The organism is Paraferrimonas sedimenticola, assembly GCF_002282855.1.
In the GTDB taxonomy this organism is placed as follows: domain Bacteria; phylum Pseudomonadota; class Gammaproteobacteria; order Enterobacterales; family Shewanellaceae; genus Paraferrimonas; species Paraferrimonas sedimenticola.
On sequence record NZ_NRIR01000005.1, the window covers coordinates 37023 to 53164 of the forward strand.

9 protein-coding genes are annotated in these 16142 nt (G+C 50.9%); all 9 read left to right on the forward strand.

Annotated elements, in window-relative coordinates:
- Positions 1 to 2 precede the first annotated feature (2 nt).
- The 9 genes from CLC93_RS09735 to secD all read left to right on the forward strand — a co-directional run bounded on the left by CLC93_RS09735 (position 3) and on the right by secD (position 16131).
- Positions 3 to 3119, forward strand: coding sequence for an efflux RND transporter permease subunit (locus CLC93_RS09735; protein WP_095505778.1), 3117 nt, complete (start codon positions 3 to 5; stop codon positions 3117 to 3119).
- Between the two features lie 266 nt (positions 3120 to 3385).
- Complete coding sequence (locus CLC93_RS09740) at positions 3386 to 4480, forward strand: efflux RND transporter periplasmic adaptor subunit (RefSeq protein WP_169902957.1); 1095 nt, start codon at positions 3386 to 3388, stop codon at positions 4478 to 4480.
- A gap of 38 nt (positions 4481 to 4518) precedes the next feature.
- Complete coding sequence (locus CLC93_RS09745; RefSeq protein WP_095505780.1) at positions 4519 to 7596, forward strand: efflux RND transporter permease subunit; 3078 nt, start codon at positions 4519 to 4521, stop codon at positions 7594 to 7596.
- Positions 7597 to 8261: 665 nt separating this feature from the next.
- Entirely contained in the window at positions 8262 to 9899 is a 1638-nt protein-coding gene (aceB, locus tag CLC93_RS09750; RefSeq protein WP_095505781.1) for a malate synthase A, read from the forward strand.
- A gap of 10 nt (positions 9900 to 9909) precedes the next feature.
- Positions 9910 to 11211 carry an isocitrate lyase gene (gene aceA / locus CLC93_RS09755; protein WP_095505782.1) on the forward strand — a complete coding sequence of 434 codons (1302 nt, stop codon included), beginning with the start codon at positions 9910 to 9912 and terminating at the stop codon, positions 11209 to 11211.
- Between the two features lie 434 nt (positions 11212 to 11645).
- Positions 11646 to 12689: a tRNA preQ1(34) S-adenosylmethionine ribosyltransferase-isomerase QueA gene (gene queA, locus CLC93_RS09760; protein ID WP_095505783.1), complete on the forward strand. Its 1044-nt coding sequence runs from the start codon at positions 11646 to 11648 to the stop codon at positions 12687 to 12689.
- A gap of 69 nt (positions 12690 to 12758) precedes the next feature.
- A complete protein-coding gene (tgt, locus tag CLC93_RS09765; RefSeq protein WP_095506019.1) occupies positions 12759 to 13889 on the forward strand; it encodes a tRNA guanosine(34) transglycosylase Tgt in 1131 nt (376 codons plus the stop codon).
- Positions 13890 to 13935: 46 nt separating this feature from the next.
- On the forward strand, positions 13936 to 14268 hold the full coding sequence (gene yajC / locus CLC93_RS09770) for a preprotein translocase subunit YajC (RefSeq protein WP_095505784.1): 333 nt from the start codon (positions 13936 to 13938) through the stop codon (positions 14266 to 14268).
- Positions 14269 to 14286: 18 nt separating this feature from the next.
- On the forward strand, positions 14287 to 16131 hold the full coding sequence (secD, locus tag CLC93_RS09775) for a protein translocase subunit SecD (protein ID WP_095505785.1): 1845 nt from the start codon (positions 14287 to 14289) through the stop codon (positions 16129 to 16131).
- The last annotated feature ends 11 nt before the right edge of the window (positions 16132 to 16142 follow it).

The window sequence follows — 16142 nt, forward strand, 5'->3', positions numbered from 1 at the left end:
GCATGATAAGTAAGTTTTTTATCTATCGGCCCAAGTTTGCCTTTGTTATCTCGATCGTACTGACCATTGCTGGTCTGTTGTCGATCCCCATCTTGCCTGTGTCGGAGTTTCCCAACCTAGCTCCGCCGCAAGTCAACGTTTCTACCTCATACTCTGGGGCAAGCGCTGAAATCGTCAAAGACGTGATTGCCCAGCCCATCGAAAGTGAGGTGAATGGCGTTGAGAACATGATTTACATGTCCTCTAAGTCAGCCAACGACGGTAGTTACTCTTTGTCGGTCACCTTTGACGTGGGCACCGATCCGGACATGGCTCAGGTTAAAGTACAAAACCGAGTCCAACAGGCGATGCCCAAGCTGCCTGAAGAGGTGAAGCGACAAGGGGTTAAGGTCGAGAAGCAAAGTCCCAACATTCTGTTGGTGGTCAACCTAGTTTCTCCCAACGAGACCTTCGATAGCCTGTTTATCACCAACTACGCTGGCTTAAATATCAAAGACGCTTTGGCCCGAGTCAGTGGCGTGTCCAAAGTACAAATCATCGGCGCACTCGATTACGCCATGCGGATTTGGCTGGACCCAGACAAGCTTGCCAGTTTAGGCATCACGCCCATGGAAGTGGTCGGCTCGCTGCAAGAGCAAAACATTCAAGTGGCCGCTGGGCGCATTGGTGCTGCACCGGTTGACCCGAACCAGCAATTTCAATACACGTTGCAAACTCAAGGTCGTCTGAAAAGCGAACAAGAGTTCGCCAATATTGTGCTGCGCTCAAACCCAGACGGTAGTCAGGTGAGAATGAGTGACGTAGCTCGTGTCGAACTTGGCTCTCAGACCTACGACGCTCAAGGTAAGCTGAACAACAAGCCAAGCGCGATTATCGCTATTTACCAGTCGCCAGATGCCAACGCCCTTGAAGTGGCGCAAAACATCAAGAGTGAAATTGAGCGTTTGTCATCGCGCTTTCCGGAAGATTTAGAAGCCAAGGTGCTCTACGACACCACGGAGTTTGTTGAAACCTCGATTGCCGAAGTGGTTGAGACCCTGTTTATCTCGATCGGTCTTGTGGTCTTGGTGGTGTACATCTTCCTGCAGGATTTTCGCTCGACCTTAATTCCAGGGATTGCAATTCCCGTATCACTGATTGGTACCTTTGCCTTTTTGTTAGCCGTGGGCATGAACATCAATACCGTGTCCCTATTCGCCTTGATTCTGGCGATTGGTATTGTGGTGGATGATGCGATTATCGTAGTGGAGAACGTCACTCGCCTGATGCAAGAGGAGGGCTTAAGTCCGCAAGAAGCTACGGTTAAAGCCATGCAAGAGGTGACCGGCCCAATTGTCGCCACCACCTTGGTGTTGTTGGCGGTATTTGCGCCGACTGCAGTAATGCCGGGGATCACCGGGCAAATGTATGCTCAGTTCTCTATTACCATCTGTATTGCGGTACTGATTTCTTCGGTCAACGCACTGACCTTGAGTCCGGCCTTGTGTGCCTCGTTAATGCGGGTGCCCAAAGAGCACACCGGCGGTTTCCACTATCGCTTTAACCAAGTGTTTGAAAAGGTTACCGGCAAATACACCAGCATTGTGAGCTCCATGGTTCGCAAGACCGGCATCGTATTGGTCGCTTACTTCGGGCTGCTGGCAGCTACTGGTGGATTGGCCAGTTACTTGCCGTCGGGCTTTGTTCCCTCGGAAGACAAAAAAGCTTTCATGGTGGATATTCAGCTACCTGATGGTGCTTCGCTCAACCGTACTGAAGAGGTGATGGCAGAGTTGGTAGACCTGACTTTGGCCGAGCCTGGGGTAGAGAACGTGATTCACGCCAGTGGCTTCTCGATTCTAACTGGCTCCATTGCCTCAAACGGTGGTTTGCTGATTGTGACCTTGTCTCATTGGGATGAGCGCGATAGCGATGACATGCACGAAGCGGCCATTGTTCGACGGCTGCAAGGCAAATACGGCGCGAACCCTGCGGTGAAGGCAATGGCCTTTTCGCTGCCGCCAATTCCGGGTATTGGTAGTGTCGGTGGGGTGGAGTTTGTGCTGCAGGATAACTTAGGACGCTCGCCTCAAGAGCTGTCAGCGGTTATGGGCGGCTTTATCATGGAGGCCAATCAGCGACCTGAGATTGCGGTGGCCTTTTCAAACTTCCGCGCCGATGTGCCGCAGATGTACGTGGATGTGGATCGAGAGAAAGCCAAAGCCATGGGTATTCCTCTGAGCGAAGTGTTCAGTACCCTACAAACCATGCTCGGCTCAATGTACGTTAACGACTTCAACCGCTTTGGTAAGGTGTTTAGGGTGATGGTGCAGGCCGAAAGCCAATACCGTAACTCTGAGTTAGATATCAATCGCTACTACGTACGCAGCAATGACGGCGAGATGGTGCCTCTCAGTACTTTGGTGACTGTCAGCCCGATTTTAGGACCTGAAGTGGTCAATCAGTACAATTTGTTTGGCAGCACGACGATTAACGCCATTCCGGCGGCGGGTTTCAGTTCCGGTCAGGCGATTGCCGCCCTTGAAGAGGCCGCGCTGACGGCCTTGCCACAGGGCTACAGCTACTCCTTTACCGGGCAGTCTTATCAGGAAATCAAAGCGGGTAACTTGGCGCCGGTAATTTTTGCTCTGGCGCTGGTGTTCACCTACTTGTTCTTAGTGGCTCAGTACGAGAGCTGGTCTGTGCCACTGTCGGTGATGTTAGCGGTTCCTGTGGCGATTTTGGGGGCCTTCCTCAACATTGCGATCGCCGGTTCTGACATGAACCTCTACTCGCAAATTGGATTGGTGTTGCTAATTGGCTTGGCCAGTAAAAACGCGATCTTGATTGTTGAGTTTGCCAAAGTACAAAGGGAAGACGTGGGCAAGTCGATTATCGATGCAGCGGTGAACGCAGGTACCTTGCGTTTCCGCGCGGTGTTGATGACCGCTTTCTCCTTTATCCTTGGGGTACTGCCACTGGTTATCGCTAGTGGTGCCGGAGCCGCGAGCCGTAACTCTCTGGGTTACTCTGTATTTGGAGGAATGATTGCGGCGACCGTTGTAGGAACTTGCTTGGTTCCTGTGTTCTACGTGGTAATGCAAAGCTTGCGCGAAAAAATCAAAGGTAAAGTCAGCTAGGACAAGTATTACCTGAGCGCTAATTCGCTCGCATAAAACCATTAAAAATCCAGTCTTGTAAGAGGCTGGATTTTTTTGTGCGCCAATGAAAAAAGCCAATATTAGTCTATGGTTAGATATGGTTTGCCTAGGCTAAAGCACCCGATATTGCGCGCGCTTTAGCCTCCTGATAACGCTTTAACAATGACAAACAAAGCACTCGCAATTCAGAGAATACGGGCACTGCAGCCAACTCGTTTATGCCAAATCTGACCAAGGAGTCATCAATGAATCATCTTAAGCGCAGCGTAATGCTCTTATTACCGCTGACCGCTCTGGCTTTGGCCGGATGCGAGGAGCCACCGGTTGAGCAAGTGGAAGCCATAAAACCGGTCAAGACCTTTAAGATTGAGCCCAATGTGGCCACTCGATTGCGCAATTTACCGGGAACCATTGATGCCAGTCAGCGAGCCACATTATCGTTTCGCGTCAAAGGGACGCTTAACGAAATCGGTGTAAAAGAAGGTGATGTGGTTAAGAAGGGAGATCTGTTAGCTTCGCTAGATCCCACGGATTTGCAGATCGTATTGAATGACGCTCAGGCAACCTTTGACCGAGCCGATGCGGATTTTAGACGTGCCGAAGAGTTGATCAAAGACAACTTCATTTCGCGTACCGACTTTGACCGTTTAAGAGCAGACCGTAAATCCGCCAGCGCTGCTCTTAAACAGGCCAAAACCAACCTTGGTTATACCAAGTTGTATGCACCATTTGACGGCACCATTGCTCGTCGCTACGTAGAGAATTTTGAGCTAGTTCAAGCACAACAAGAGATCTTCTCTTTCAGCAATACCAATCAAGTGGAAGTCAAAGTCAACGTACCTGAGCGTCTGGTGCTGTTTGCCAATAAAGAAGACGTATCCCTTGAGGCTTTGGCCAGCTTTGATAACGCGCCAGATAAAGAATTTCCTCTAACCATGAAAGAGTTTGCCGCTAAGGCGGATCCGCAAACTCAGACCTTTGAAGTGACCTTTTTGATGGACCAACCCGAGTCTATCGAAGTACTGCCTGGTATGACTGCCAGCGTGCAAATCGAAGCAGAGATGGTTGGTGTGGCCTCTGAAGCTTACTTAATTCCAATAACCGCCGTCATCGCCAAAGCAGACATGAAACCTCGAGTATGGATAGTCGACCCTAGCACCAACAAGGTCAGTTCCAAAGAGGTGGAGATTGGCGACATGGTGGACGACAAAATTCGAGTTCTACAAGGGCTAGAACCAGGTGACCAAGTAGTTACCGCCGGGGCTTCGTTCCTCATCGACCGGCAAGAAGTGCGTATTTTGGTGGCTCGCGAGCAAGCGGATCCCTCCACAGCGCCTTAGAAGGCTGAATGCAACCAAAAGCAATGAGGAAATAATTGATGAATATTGCTGAATATTCGGTCGTAAATAAGGTTGTGACCTGGTTATTTGTGCTGATTTTGGTGGGCGGTGGCGTTGGCGCCTACGAGGAGATGGGTAAGCTCGAAGACCCGGCTTTTACCATTAAAGAAGCCAAGGTGATAACCCTTTATCCCGGTGCCACTGTGACTCAAGTCGAATCCGAGGTCACGTACCACGTTGAAGATGCGGTGCAACAACTTGGGCAACTCAAACGCATTAAAATGTCCATCTCCCGCCCAGGATACTCAGAGGTCACGGTAGAGTTTAAGGATGAATACGGCCCAAAGGATATGCCGTCAATTTACGACGAGCTAAGGCGCAAAATAGCTGATATGAAACACAAGCTGCCGCCTGGAGCACAAGCGCCAAGCGTGGTGGACGATTTTGCCGATGTATTCGGGATATTTCTCACCGTTTCCGGTGATGGCTACAGTTACCGCGATCTAAAGGACGTCGCCGATCGCCTCAAGAAGCAGCTGGTGCTGATTGATGGGGTTCGCAAAGTCTCGGTGCAAGGGGTTCAGCAAGAGGTGGTGTATTTTGAGATCTCTCGCGCCCGACTGGCTGAGCTTGGTATTCCCGTCCACGCCATTGGCGAGGTGTTACGCTCGGTTAACCAAGCATCGCCCGCGGGCAGTTTAAACGTGGGAAATGATTACATTCGAATTCACCCCACAGGTGAGGCTCAATCGGTTAACGAGATTGGCGATGTGTTCGTTACCTCAGAAGACAAAACCCTCATTCGACTGTCGGACATTGGCGAGATAGTACGAGCCTACAAAGACCCAGCAACCAGTCTTTACTATTCCGACGGTAAACCCGCGGTGGCCTTGGCGATTTCCATGTCCGCGGGGGAGAACGTGATAGCGGTTGGCGATCGCATCGAGCAACGCTTGGCGGAAATGGCGTCGGTAATTCCTGTGGGTATCGAAATTAAAGACACCTATAACCAGCCAAAAGAAGTGGACAGCTCGGTCAGTGGCTTCATCAATAGTGTTATCGAAGCGCTTATCATTGTGGTGGCTGTGCTCTTGGTGTTCATGGGGGCTCGTGTGGGCCTGATTATCGGTGCTGTGCTGCTAATTACTGTGGCCGGTACTCTGTGGATAATGAACATGTTTGGTATCGAGCTGCAAAGGATCTCCTTGGGGGCTTTGATCATTGCCCTTGGGATGCTGGTGGACAACGCCATCGTAGTGGCCGAAGGGATGCTGATACGAATTCAGCAAGGCATGAGTGGGCGCAAGGCCGCAGGGGAAACGGTTGGGCAAACCTTCACTGCGCTACTCGGCGGTACCATAATCGGGATTTTGGCCTTCTCGGGTATTGGCTTCTCTACCGATAACACAGGTGAATTTGCGCGCTCTCTGTTCTACGTGATTCTGATTTCACTGTCTTTGTCTTGGTTCACCGCGATTACTACTACGCCTTTGTTGTGTGCTCTGTTTATCAAGAAGACCGAGCCCAAAGAAGGGGAGGAAGAGAAAGACCCTTACGACTCGGGTATGTTCCGTGGCTACAAGGCACTATTACTGCCGGCGCTTAAGTTCAAGTACGTTACCGTGGCGGTGGCTGCAGGCTTCTTTGCCATGGCAGTTTATGGTTTTGGGCACATTAAAGAAGGCTTTTTCCCAGACGCTAACACGCCGATTTTCTTTGTGGATGTTTGGCAGGTCGAAGGTACCGACATTAGCACCACTAAAGAGGATACCCTTAGGTTGGAAGCTTGGATCCGCGAGCAAGAAGAAGTGGTGCAAACTACCACCATTGTCGGCTCAGGCGCGGTTCGCTTCACTTTGGTTTATAGCCCAGAGTCGTCGACCGCAACCTATGCGCAAATCATAGTCAAAGTAGAGGACCGCGAGCAAATTGCCGGTCTGCAAGACCGTATCGATACTTGGTTGATGGAAAACCTTCCCAACACCGAACCTAAGATCAAGAACTTGAGGATTGGCCCGGGACGAGATTCTAAAATTGAAGCGCGCTTTAGCGGGCCAGATCCTGACGTTCTTCGTCAACTGTCAGAGCAAGCGCAAGCCATTATGCACGCCGATGACGATGCTCGAGAGGTTCGTGACGATTGGCGTCAACCGGTAAAGGTGATTGTGCCTCAGTTTAACGAGCAAGTGGGTCGTCAGTTAGGCATTAACCGCTCTGACTTCGCCGATGCCTTGCAGTTTGCATCTGAAGGTGCGCCGGGCGGGATATTCAGAGATGGTAACCGCTTACTACCCATTTACTTACGGGCGCCAGAAGAAGAGCGAGCCAGCCCATCTGACTTAACCGATATTCAGGTTTACAGCCCAGTGTTGGAGCGTTTTATTCCCATTGGCCAAGTGTCTACTGGTTTTGAAACCAAGATGGAGAATAACATTATTCGAAATCGCAACCGGCTTCATACCATCATTGCTTCCTGTAACCCAATCAGCGAATTTGCGACTCCGCTCTTTAATCGAGTCAGACCGCAGATAGAGGCGATAGAACTGCCACCCGGTTACATTCTGGAATGGGGTGGTGAGTATGAGGATGCCACCGACGCGCAGAACTCATTGTTCGATGTATTACCTGGCGGATTCTTGCTGATGATCATCGTATCCATCATGTTGTTCGGTCGTATTCGTCAGCCCTTGATTATTTGGTTGGTGGTACCTATGGCGATTGTGGGCATCACTTTCGGCCTGCTATTGATGGACGGTGCCTTTGACTTCATGGCATTGCTGGGGGCGCTCAGCTTGGTCGGCCTCCAGATCAAGAACGCCATTGTATTGATTGAAGAGATCGATCTACAAAAATCCACGGGTAAGAATACCTATGACGCCATTGTGGATGCCTCAATCTCGCGGCTAAGGCCTGTGTTAATGGCGGCATCCACTACCATCCTGGGCGTGATCCCGCTGCTCAGTGACGTATTCTTCGCCTACATGTCGATTACCATCATGTTTGGTTTGGGCTTTGCTACCGCGCTTACCATGCTTGTGGTACCCGCCTTGTATCTGATTTTTTTCGATGACACTAAGGAATTGGCGCAAGAAAAGCAGTTGGCAGAAGCCACTTAACCACTGATGAGCGATCTAAGCCGAGCTGGGGCTCGGCTTTTTTATTGCTTTATGGGAGTTGTTGGGAGTGCGGTGTAGGGTGTCGTTACCACACTTGAGGTATTGCGAGGGGCAGGGGAGATTCTGATGAATCCTTTTTCACCTTGTTAACTAAAAATTTACAATTAATTGGTCAATTCGGTGTTTTTTCCAAAGTTCTGATCTTTCAACTCACCAATTCAATTGATTTGTCAGTTTACGTAAACGTAAATCTAAAACGTTGAGCTTGTGGTGCGTTAACGAAGTTAGCTCTTAAAGTGTTGAATTTTATTGAAAAAGACTCGCTATGAACAAGTGATTTAAACGGTCGTTTGAAATGGGTGTTTCATCAAAAAATGAACAGGTGTAAACATATTGATACACCAATATGTTTTATGTAGTAAAAATAACAAACTTTTGGCTAGGGTGAGAATCTGAGTTTGGCTAAGAGAAAATAGACCGATTGAAATTGTGGGTAAGCCATAACTTGTTGATATTAAACGTTTAATGTCGTTTCATTTAAACGCTAGAAGCGACTATTTAGGTGGTTTTGGAAAATTGGTAAAGCCAAAAACACGGGTTGCGGCACTGGCAAATGCGTCATAGTTTGAAGTTGTAAAGTTTCAGATGACAGCAAGGAGCCCACCATGAGCCAAAGCCCAGAGCCAATGCGCGGTTTAACTATCGCCCAAAGTCAGGTAGATGGCGCCGACAGTATATTTAATCAAGGCGCGCTAAACCTATTAGAAGACTTATGTCAGTTGTTCGCAGCTGAAGTGCCAGAGCTGTTGCAAGCCCGCAAAGAATACCAACAGAAAGTCGACGATGGCTGGCTTCCTGAATTCAATCCCGAGACCAAAGCGATTCGCGATGGCGACTGGCAGGTGGGCGCCATTCCGGCGGACCTGCAAGACCGACGTGTGGAAATCACTGGGCCGGTAGAGCGCAAGATGATCATCAACGCGCTCAATGCCGACGTTAAAGTCTTTATGGCCGACTTTGAAGACTCGCTAGCGCCGAGCTGGGATAAGGTGGTTCAGGGGCAAATTAACTTGCGTGATGCCAACCGTCGCCAAATCGACTTTACCGCCGACAACGGCAAAGAGTACAAGCTAAAAGACGACCCTGCGGTTCTGATTGCGCGAGTTCGTGGTATTCACCTACCCGAAGCCCATGTGCTTTATGAAGGCAAACCGATTCCAGGTTGCTTGTTGGACTTCGCCCTGTATTTCCACCACAACTACTTGGCTTTGATTGAGCGTGGCTCGGGCCCTTACTTCTACATTCCTAAGTTGGAGCATCATCAAGAGGCGGCTTGGTGGGCCAAAGTGTTTGCTTACACTGAGCAAAAGTACTGCTTGCAGCCAGGTACCATCAAGTGCACCTGTTTGATTGAAACTTTGCCTGCTGTGTTTGAAATGGACGAGATTTTGCACGCGCTGCGCAGCAATATCGTTGCGCTGAACTGCGGCCGTTGGGATTACATCTTCAGCTATATCAAAACCCTGCGTAACCACAGAGAACGTGTGTTACCGGACCGCTCTCAGGTCACTATGGACAAGCCGTTTCTCAACGCCTATTCGCGCTTGCTGATCAAAACCTGCCACAAACGCGGTGCACTAGCCATGGGCGGCATGGCAGCGCTAATTCCTTCTAAAGATCCAGAGCAAAACAAAAAGGTGCTTGAGAAAGTGGATCAGGACAAGCGCCTCGAAGCTCGCAACGGCCACGACGGTACTTGGATTGCCCACCCAGGTTTAGCGGATACCGCCATGGGGGTGTTCAACCAATACATAGGTGAGGGCGAGAGCAATCAGCTGCATATTACTCGAGACGTGGATGCGCCAATCAGTGCTCACGAATTACTTGAGCCCTGCCCAGGCGAGCGTACCGAAGCTGGTATGCGCTTGAACATTCGCGTGGCCCTGCAGTACTTAGAGGCTTGGATCCAAGGCAATGGCTGTGTGCCGATTTACGGCCTGATGGAAGATGCAGCCACTGCGGAAATCAGCCGAGCCAGTATTTGGCAGTGGATCCGTCACCAGCAGAGTTTAGATAGCGGTGAGCTAGTAACCGCGGCTTTGTTTGAGCAAATGCTTCACGAAGAACTCAATGTGGTTCGCAATCAAGTGGGCGACGAGCGATATCAGCAAGGGCGTTTTGAAGAAGCGGCAGCACTGCTGCGGGAAATCACCACAGCCCCAACCCTTTGTGACTTTTTAACCCTACCTGGCTACGCCTTACTAACCACTGGCAGCCAAAGCAACACGACCCCAAGCGCATAATAAAAGGAGAATGCCAATGAATCGTAAGCAGCAAATCGAAGCTTTGAAACTAGACTGGGAAAACAACCCTCGTTGGAATGGCGTACGTCGCCCTTATAGCGCTGAAGAAGTGGTCAATCTGCGCGGCTCAATTGTGCCAGAGAACACCTTGGCGCAAAACGGTGCCAAGAAGCTGTGGGAGCTTATCAATGGCAGCGCGAAAAAAGGTTATGTGAATTGCTTGGGTGCCTTGACTGGTGGTCAAGCGGTACAACAAGCCAAAGCGGGTATCGAAGCCATCTACCTGTCGGGTTGGCAGGTAGCAGCGGACAATAACCTAGCCTCTAGCATGTACCCAGATCAGTCTCTGTATCCAGCCAACTCGGTACCGGCTGTGGTTGAGCGTATCAACAACTCTTTCCGTCGCGCTGACCAAATTCAGTGGAGCAAGGGCGACGAGGGCGAGCAGCTGGATTACTTCTTGCCAATCGTGGCGGATGCCGAAGCGGGTTTCGGTGGCGTATTGAATGCCTACGAGCTGATGAAGTCGATGATCGACGCGGGTGCCGCTGGGGTTCACTTTGAAGACCAACTGGCTTCGGTTAAGAAGTGTGGTCACATGGGCGGCAAGGTATTGGTGCCAACTCAAGAAGCGGTACAAAAATTGGTTGCGGCTCGCTTTGCGGCGGACGTGGCGGGTGTGCCGACGCTCGTGATTGCGCGTACTGACGCTAATGCAGCGGATCTACTGACTTCAGACGTTGATCCATACGATGCTGACTTCATTACCGGTGAGCGCACCGCAGAAGGCTTCTATCGCGTCCGCCCTGGTTTGGACCAAGCCATCTCGCGCGGTCTGGCTTATGCCCCATACGCTGACATGATCTGGTGTGAAACTGCCACGCCTTGTTTGGATGAAGCCCAGCGTTTCGCTGACGCGATTCACGCTAAGTTCCCGAACCAGATTTTGGCGTACAACTGCTCGCCATCGTTTAACTGGCGTAAGAACTTGGATGACGCCACTATCGCGCGCTTCCAGCAAGCGCTGTCGGACATGGGCTATAAGTACCAGTTCATCACCTTAGCCGGTATTCACAACATGTGGTACAACATGTTCGACTTGGCCAAGGAGTACGCTTCTGGCGAAGGTATGAAGCACTACGTTGAGAAAGTGCAGCAGCCAGAGTTTGAAGCGGCTGAGCGTGGTTACACCTTTGTAGCGCACCAGCAAGAGGTGGGTACAGGCTACTTCGACAAGGTCACCAATGTGATTCAAGGCGGCGATTCGTCCGTGACCGCATTGACAGGTTCTACCGAAGAAGATCAGTTCTAAAAGATTCACTGAGATCTTTTATACGGCCTATTAACGACGCTGCGGGCAACCGTGGCGTCGTTTACTATTTGCACAACTGGCCGACCTTGGTTAACATGCTGGTTACATTCGGTTTTTTGATAGAAGGATGTCATCGAAAAACCACTAGATCACACCAGTAATAGGAGTCATGGACGATGTTTAGCTGGATCAAACGCAAGTTATTTAAGCCAAAGGTGGAAAGGCGCCGAGTGAATGTTCAAATTCCCATGGAAACCATTCAAACCGGATTACAGTTTGACGGGGCAAAGGGCCTGTCAAAACAAGCACAAGATGAGGCTTCCTCTTCTTGATCTGAATAACGATCCCTCATAGACTAGCCACCCCTATAATTAAGCACAGTTTCTGTGCTTAATTTCGTTTTAACACCTAGGTTTGTTGCCCGGAACCCCATTATGCAAGTGTCCGATTTTCACTTCGATCTGCCCGACGAGCTGATCGCCCGCTACCCGACCAAACAGCGCAATGCGTCGCGTCTACTGTGCCTCGATGGCCCAAGCGGTAACTTATCGGATCAGCGTTTTGAAGATTTACTGGACTTGGTCAACGACGGTGACCTAATGGTGTTTAACAACACTCGAGTGATCCCCGCGCGCATCTTTGGCCGCAAACAAAGCGGTGGCAAGATAGAAGTGCTGGTTGAGCGAGTGCTGGATGACAAGCGCTTATTGGCCCATGTGCGCTCGTCTAAATCTCCCAAGCCTGGCGCACTGTTGATATTCGAGCAGGACGTTGAGATGCGCATGCAAGCGCGCCACGATGCCTTGTTTGAGCTCGAGCTGGCAAGCGATGGCAATGTGCTCGAAACCTTAGAGAAGATTGGCCACATGCCACTTCCACCTTATATCGACCGCCCAGACGAGGATTCGGACTGGGAGCGCTATCAAACCGTGTACAACCAAGTACCAGGGGCCGTCGCAGCGCCAACCGCCGGACTACACTTTGATGATGCCATGCTGGCCAAGCTCAAGGACAAGGGCGTTCGCATCGAATACGTCACTTTGCACGTGGGCGCAGGGACTTTCCAGCCAGTGCGAGTGGACAAAATTGAAGACCACCTGATGCACTCGGAGTACGCCGAGGTGCCGCAACAAGTGGTGGACGCCATTGCCCAAACCAAAGCCAATGGCAAACGAGTGATAGCGGTGGGCACTACCAGTGTGCGCTCGTTAGAGAGTGCCGCTAAGGCATCACAAGGGGAGCTTAAGCCCTTTTTCAACGATACCAGCATTTTCATTTACCCGGGTTATCAGTTCGAGGTGGTGGACGCTGTGGTCACTAACTTCCACTTGCCCGAGTCGACATTGATCATGCTCGTGAGCGCGTTTGCTGGATATCAGCCCGTGATGGATGCATACCAACACGCGGTAGACCAGCAATATCGATTTTTCAGTTACGGCGACGCCATGTTCGTCACCCGTAACCCAAACCCGGCTTAAAACCTCAAGGGGATGCCCTCGCCGGAGCACCCCGTAAAACTGTCGGACTGTGACTCTGACGAGGTAACTATGAAATTTGAACTTTTGAATACACAAGGCCGTGCTCGCCGCGGTCGTTTAGTGTTTGACCGAGGCGTGGTAGAAACGCCAGCCTTTATGCCCGTTGGTACTTACGGCACGGTCAAAGGCATGACCCCAGAAGAAGTGCGCGATACAGGTGCTGATATCCTACTGGGTAACACCTTCCACCTGTGGTTGCGCCCTGGCGAAGAGATCATGCAAAAGCACGGCGATTTGCACGACTTCATGAACTGGCAGCGTCCAATTCTAACGGATTCCGGCGGTTTTCAAGTGTTCTCACTTGGCCACATTCGCAAAATTACCGAAGAGGGTGTGCACTTTCGCTCACCAATTAACGGCGAAAAGATTTTTCTAGATCCAGAAAAGTCCATGCAGATCCAGCACACCCTAGGCTCTGACGTGGTCATGATTTTCGACGAGTGTACGCCGTATCCGGCCACTGAAAACGAAGCGGCGGTTTCGATGCGCATGTCGCTGCGATGGGCACAGCGCAGCCGCAACGAGTTTGACCGTTTGGGCAATAGCAATGCTTTGTTCGGCATTATTCAAGGAGGAGTCTACGAGCACTTGCGCGACGAGAGCCTAGCAGGCCTAGTCGATATCGGCTTTGATGGCTACGCGGTTGGTGGCTTAGCGGTTGGCGAGCCCAAAGAAGACATGCACAGAATCCTTGAACACACTTGTCCGAAGATTCCCGAAGACAAGCCGCGCTATCTAATGGGCGTGGGTAAGCCAGAAGACTTGGTCGAAGGCGTTCGTCGCGGTGTGGACATGTTTGATTGTGTGATGCCAACTCGCAATGCGCGCAACGGTCACCTGTTTACTCACGACGGTGTAATTAAGATCCGCAACGCCCGTCATCGCGACGACACCAGCCCGTTGGATGCCGAGTGTGACTGCTACACCTGTAAGAATTATTCACGCGCATACCTATATCATTTGGATCGTTGTAACGAAATTCTCGGTGCACGCTTAAACACCATCCACAATTTGCGTTATTATCAGCGCCTGATGGAAGGCTTACGCGGTGCAATCGAGGCTGGAACACTGGACGAGTTCGTGACTGAGTTTTATCAGAAGCAAGGTCGTGAAGTTCCACCGTTGAAATCCGAAGATTAATCCCCATATCAGCTTTTAACTTACAAACGATAATTACGAGAGACTTATGTTTATTTCAAACGCTTATGCAAACGCGGCCGGTGCACCTCAAGGTGGCGGCACCATGGAACTGATTTTCATGTTGGTAGTATTCGGTCTGATCTTCTACTTCATGATCTACCGTCCGCAAGCCAAGCGTGTTAAAGAGCACAAGAGTCTGATGAGCGCTTTGAGCAAAGGCGACGAAGTGCTAACCAATGGTGGTCTTATCGGTAAGATTGTAAAAATTACCGACGAAAACGACTACGTGCTAATCGCAATTAACGACAGCACTGAAGTAACCATCAAAAAAGACTACATCGCGGCCGTTCTACCGAAGGGCTCGATTCAATCGCTGTAACGCCAAGAGGGCTCACGCGTGTTAAATAAATATCCGATGTGGAAGAACCTGATGGTGGTGTTTATCATCGCCGTCGGGGCGCTTTACGCACTTCCCAACTTGTTTGGTGAGGACAACGCGGTCCAGATTTCTGGTAGCCGCGGATACACAGTCACCACCGAGACCATGGAGCAGGTCAAACAAGCACTAGACGTCGCCCAAATTGACGTTAAACGCCTAGAACTGAAAGACGACACTCTGGAAGTTCGCGTGTTCGACGGTGACCAGCAGCTAAAAGCTCGCGAAGTCATCGGTGAGCAGCTTGGTAAAAACTTCGTTGTTGCAATGAACCTAGCCCCGTCCACTCCTCAGTGGCTTGAAGCCATTGGTGGTGGTCCTATGAAGCTAGGTCTGGATTTGCGCGGCGGTATTCACTTCTTGATGGAAGTGGACATGGCCGAAGCGATTGCCAAGGCACAAACGCAAATGGCGACCGACTTTAGATCGGACTTGCGTAGCGAGAAGATTCGTTACTCGGGTATTCGCGCGGTGGGCGATTCGGTACAAATTAAGTTCCGTAATGCTGAAGCTTTGGATAAAGCGGAGAAGTTCATCTCTAGCCGTTACAACGAGTACGAAATTGTCAGCGGTGGCGAAGCGCAAACGCTGCGTGTTCGCATGACCGAAGAGCACCTCAAGCAAATTCGCGAAGAAGCGGTTTCGCAAAACATCACCATTATTCGCAACCGTGTGAATGAGCTGGGTGTTGCTGAGCCTGTGGTTCAGCGCCAAGGCGCTGAGCGTATCGTAGTGCAGCTGCCTGGTGTACAAGACCCAACTCGTGCGAAAGAGATTCTAGGTGCTACCGCGACGCTAGAATTCCGCATGCAAGACACTCGCACCGATCCTCGCGATGCGGCTGCCGGTCGTTTGCCTGCCAGCTCTGAGCTGTTTGACCGTCGCGGCGGTGGCCAAGCAGTATTGGTGAAAGACATCATCCTAACCGGTGACCATGTAACTGGTGCTCGTGCGGCGTTTGACGAAAACGGTCAGCCACAGGTGAGCATCGACTTGGACGCTCAAGGCGGTGACAAAATGGCGTCGGCGACTAAGGATGCGATTGGCATGCCAATGGCGACCTTGTTCACCGAGTACAAGCCTACCGAAGAAGTGGACGAAAACGGTCGTCCTAAGCTAGAGAAGATTCAGGAAGTCGTGTCTATAGCGACCATTCAATCTCGCTTGGGCCGCAGTTTCCGCATCACAGGTGTGGGGCACGCCGAAGCGCAAAACCTAGCGCTACTATTGCGCGCGGGTGCACTAAAAGCGCCAGTACAAATTGTTGAAGAACGCACCATTGGTCCAAGCCTAGGTCAGCAGAACATTGAGAATGGTCTGCAGGCAATGATTTGGGGTCTGGCGTTCGTTGTGTTGTTCATGGCGATTTACTACCGCTCGTTTGGTCTGATTTCTGTCTGTGCACTGGCGGTGAACCTGATTATGGTTGTGGGTGTGATGTCCATGATCCCAGGGGCCACGCTAACTTTGCCGGGTATTGCAGGTATTGTATTGACCGTAGGTATGGCGGTGGACGGCAACGTGCTTATCTTTGAGCGTATTCGCGAAGAGTTGCGCGCCGGTCGTTCGGTTCAGCAAGCCATTCACGAAGGTTACGGCAACGCCTTGTCGACCATTGCCGATGCCAACATCACCACCTTTATCACCTCGCTGATTCTGTTCGCAGTAGGTACCGGTGCGGTGAAAGGCTTCGCAGTGACTCTGATGATTGGTATTGCGACTTCCATGTTTACAGCCATTGTTGGCTCTCGTGCGCTAGTTAACCTGATTTGGGGTGGCAAGCGCGTGAAGAAACTGTCGATTTAAGGGGCTGCAAT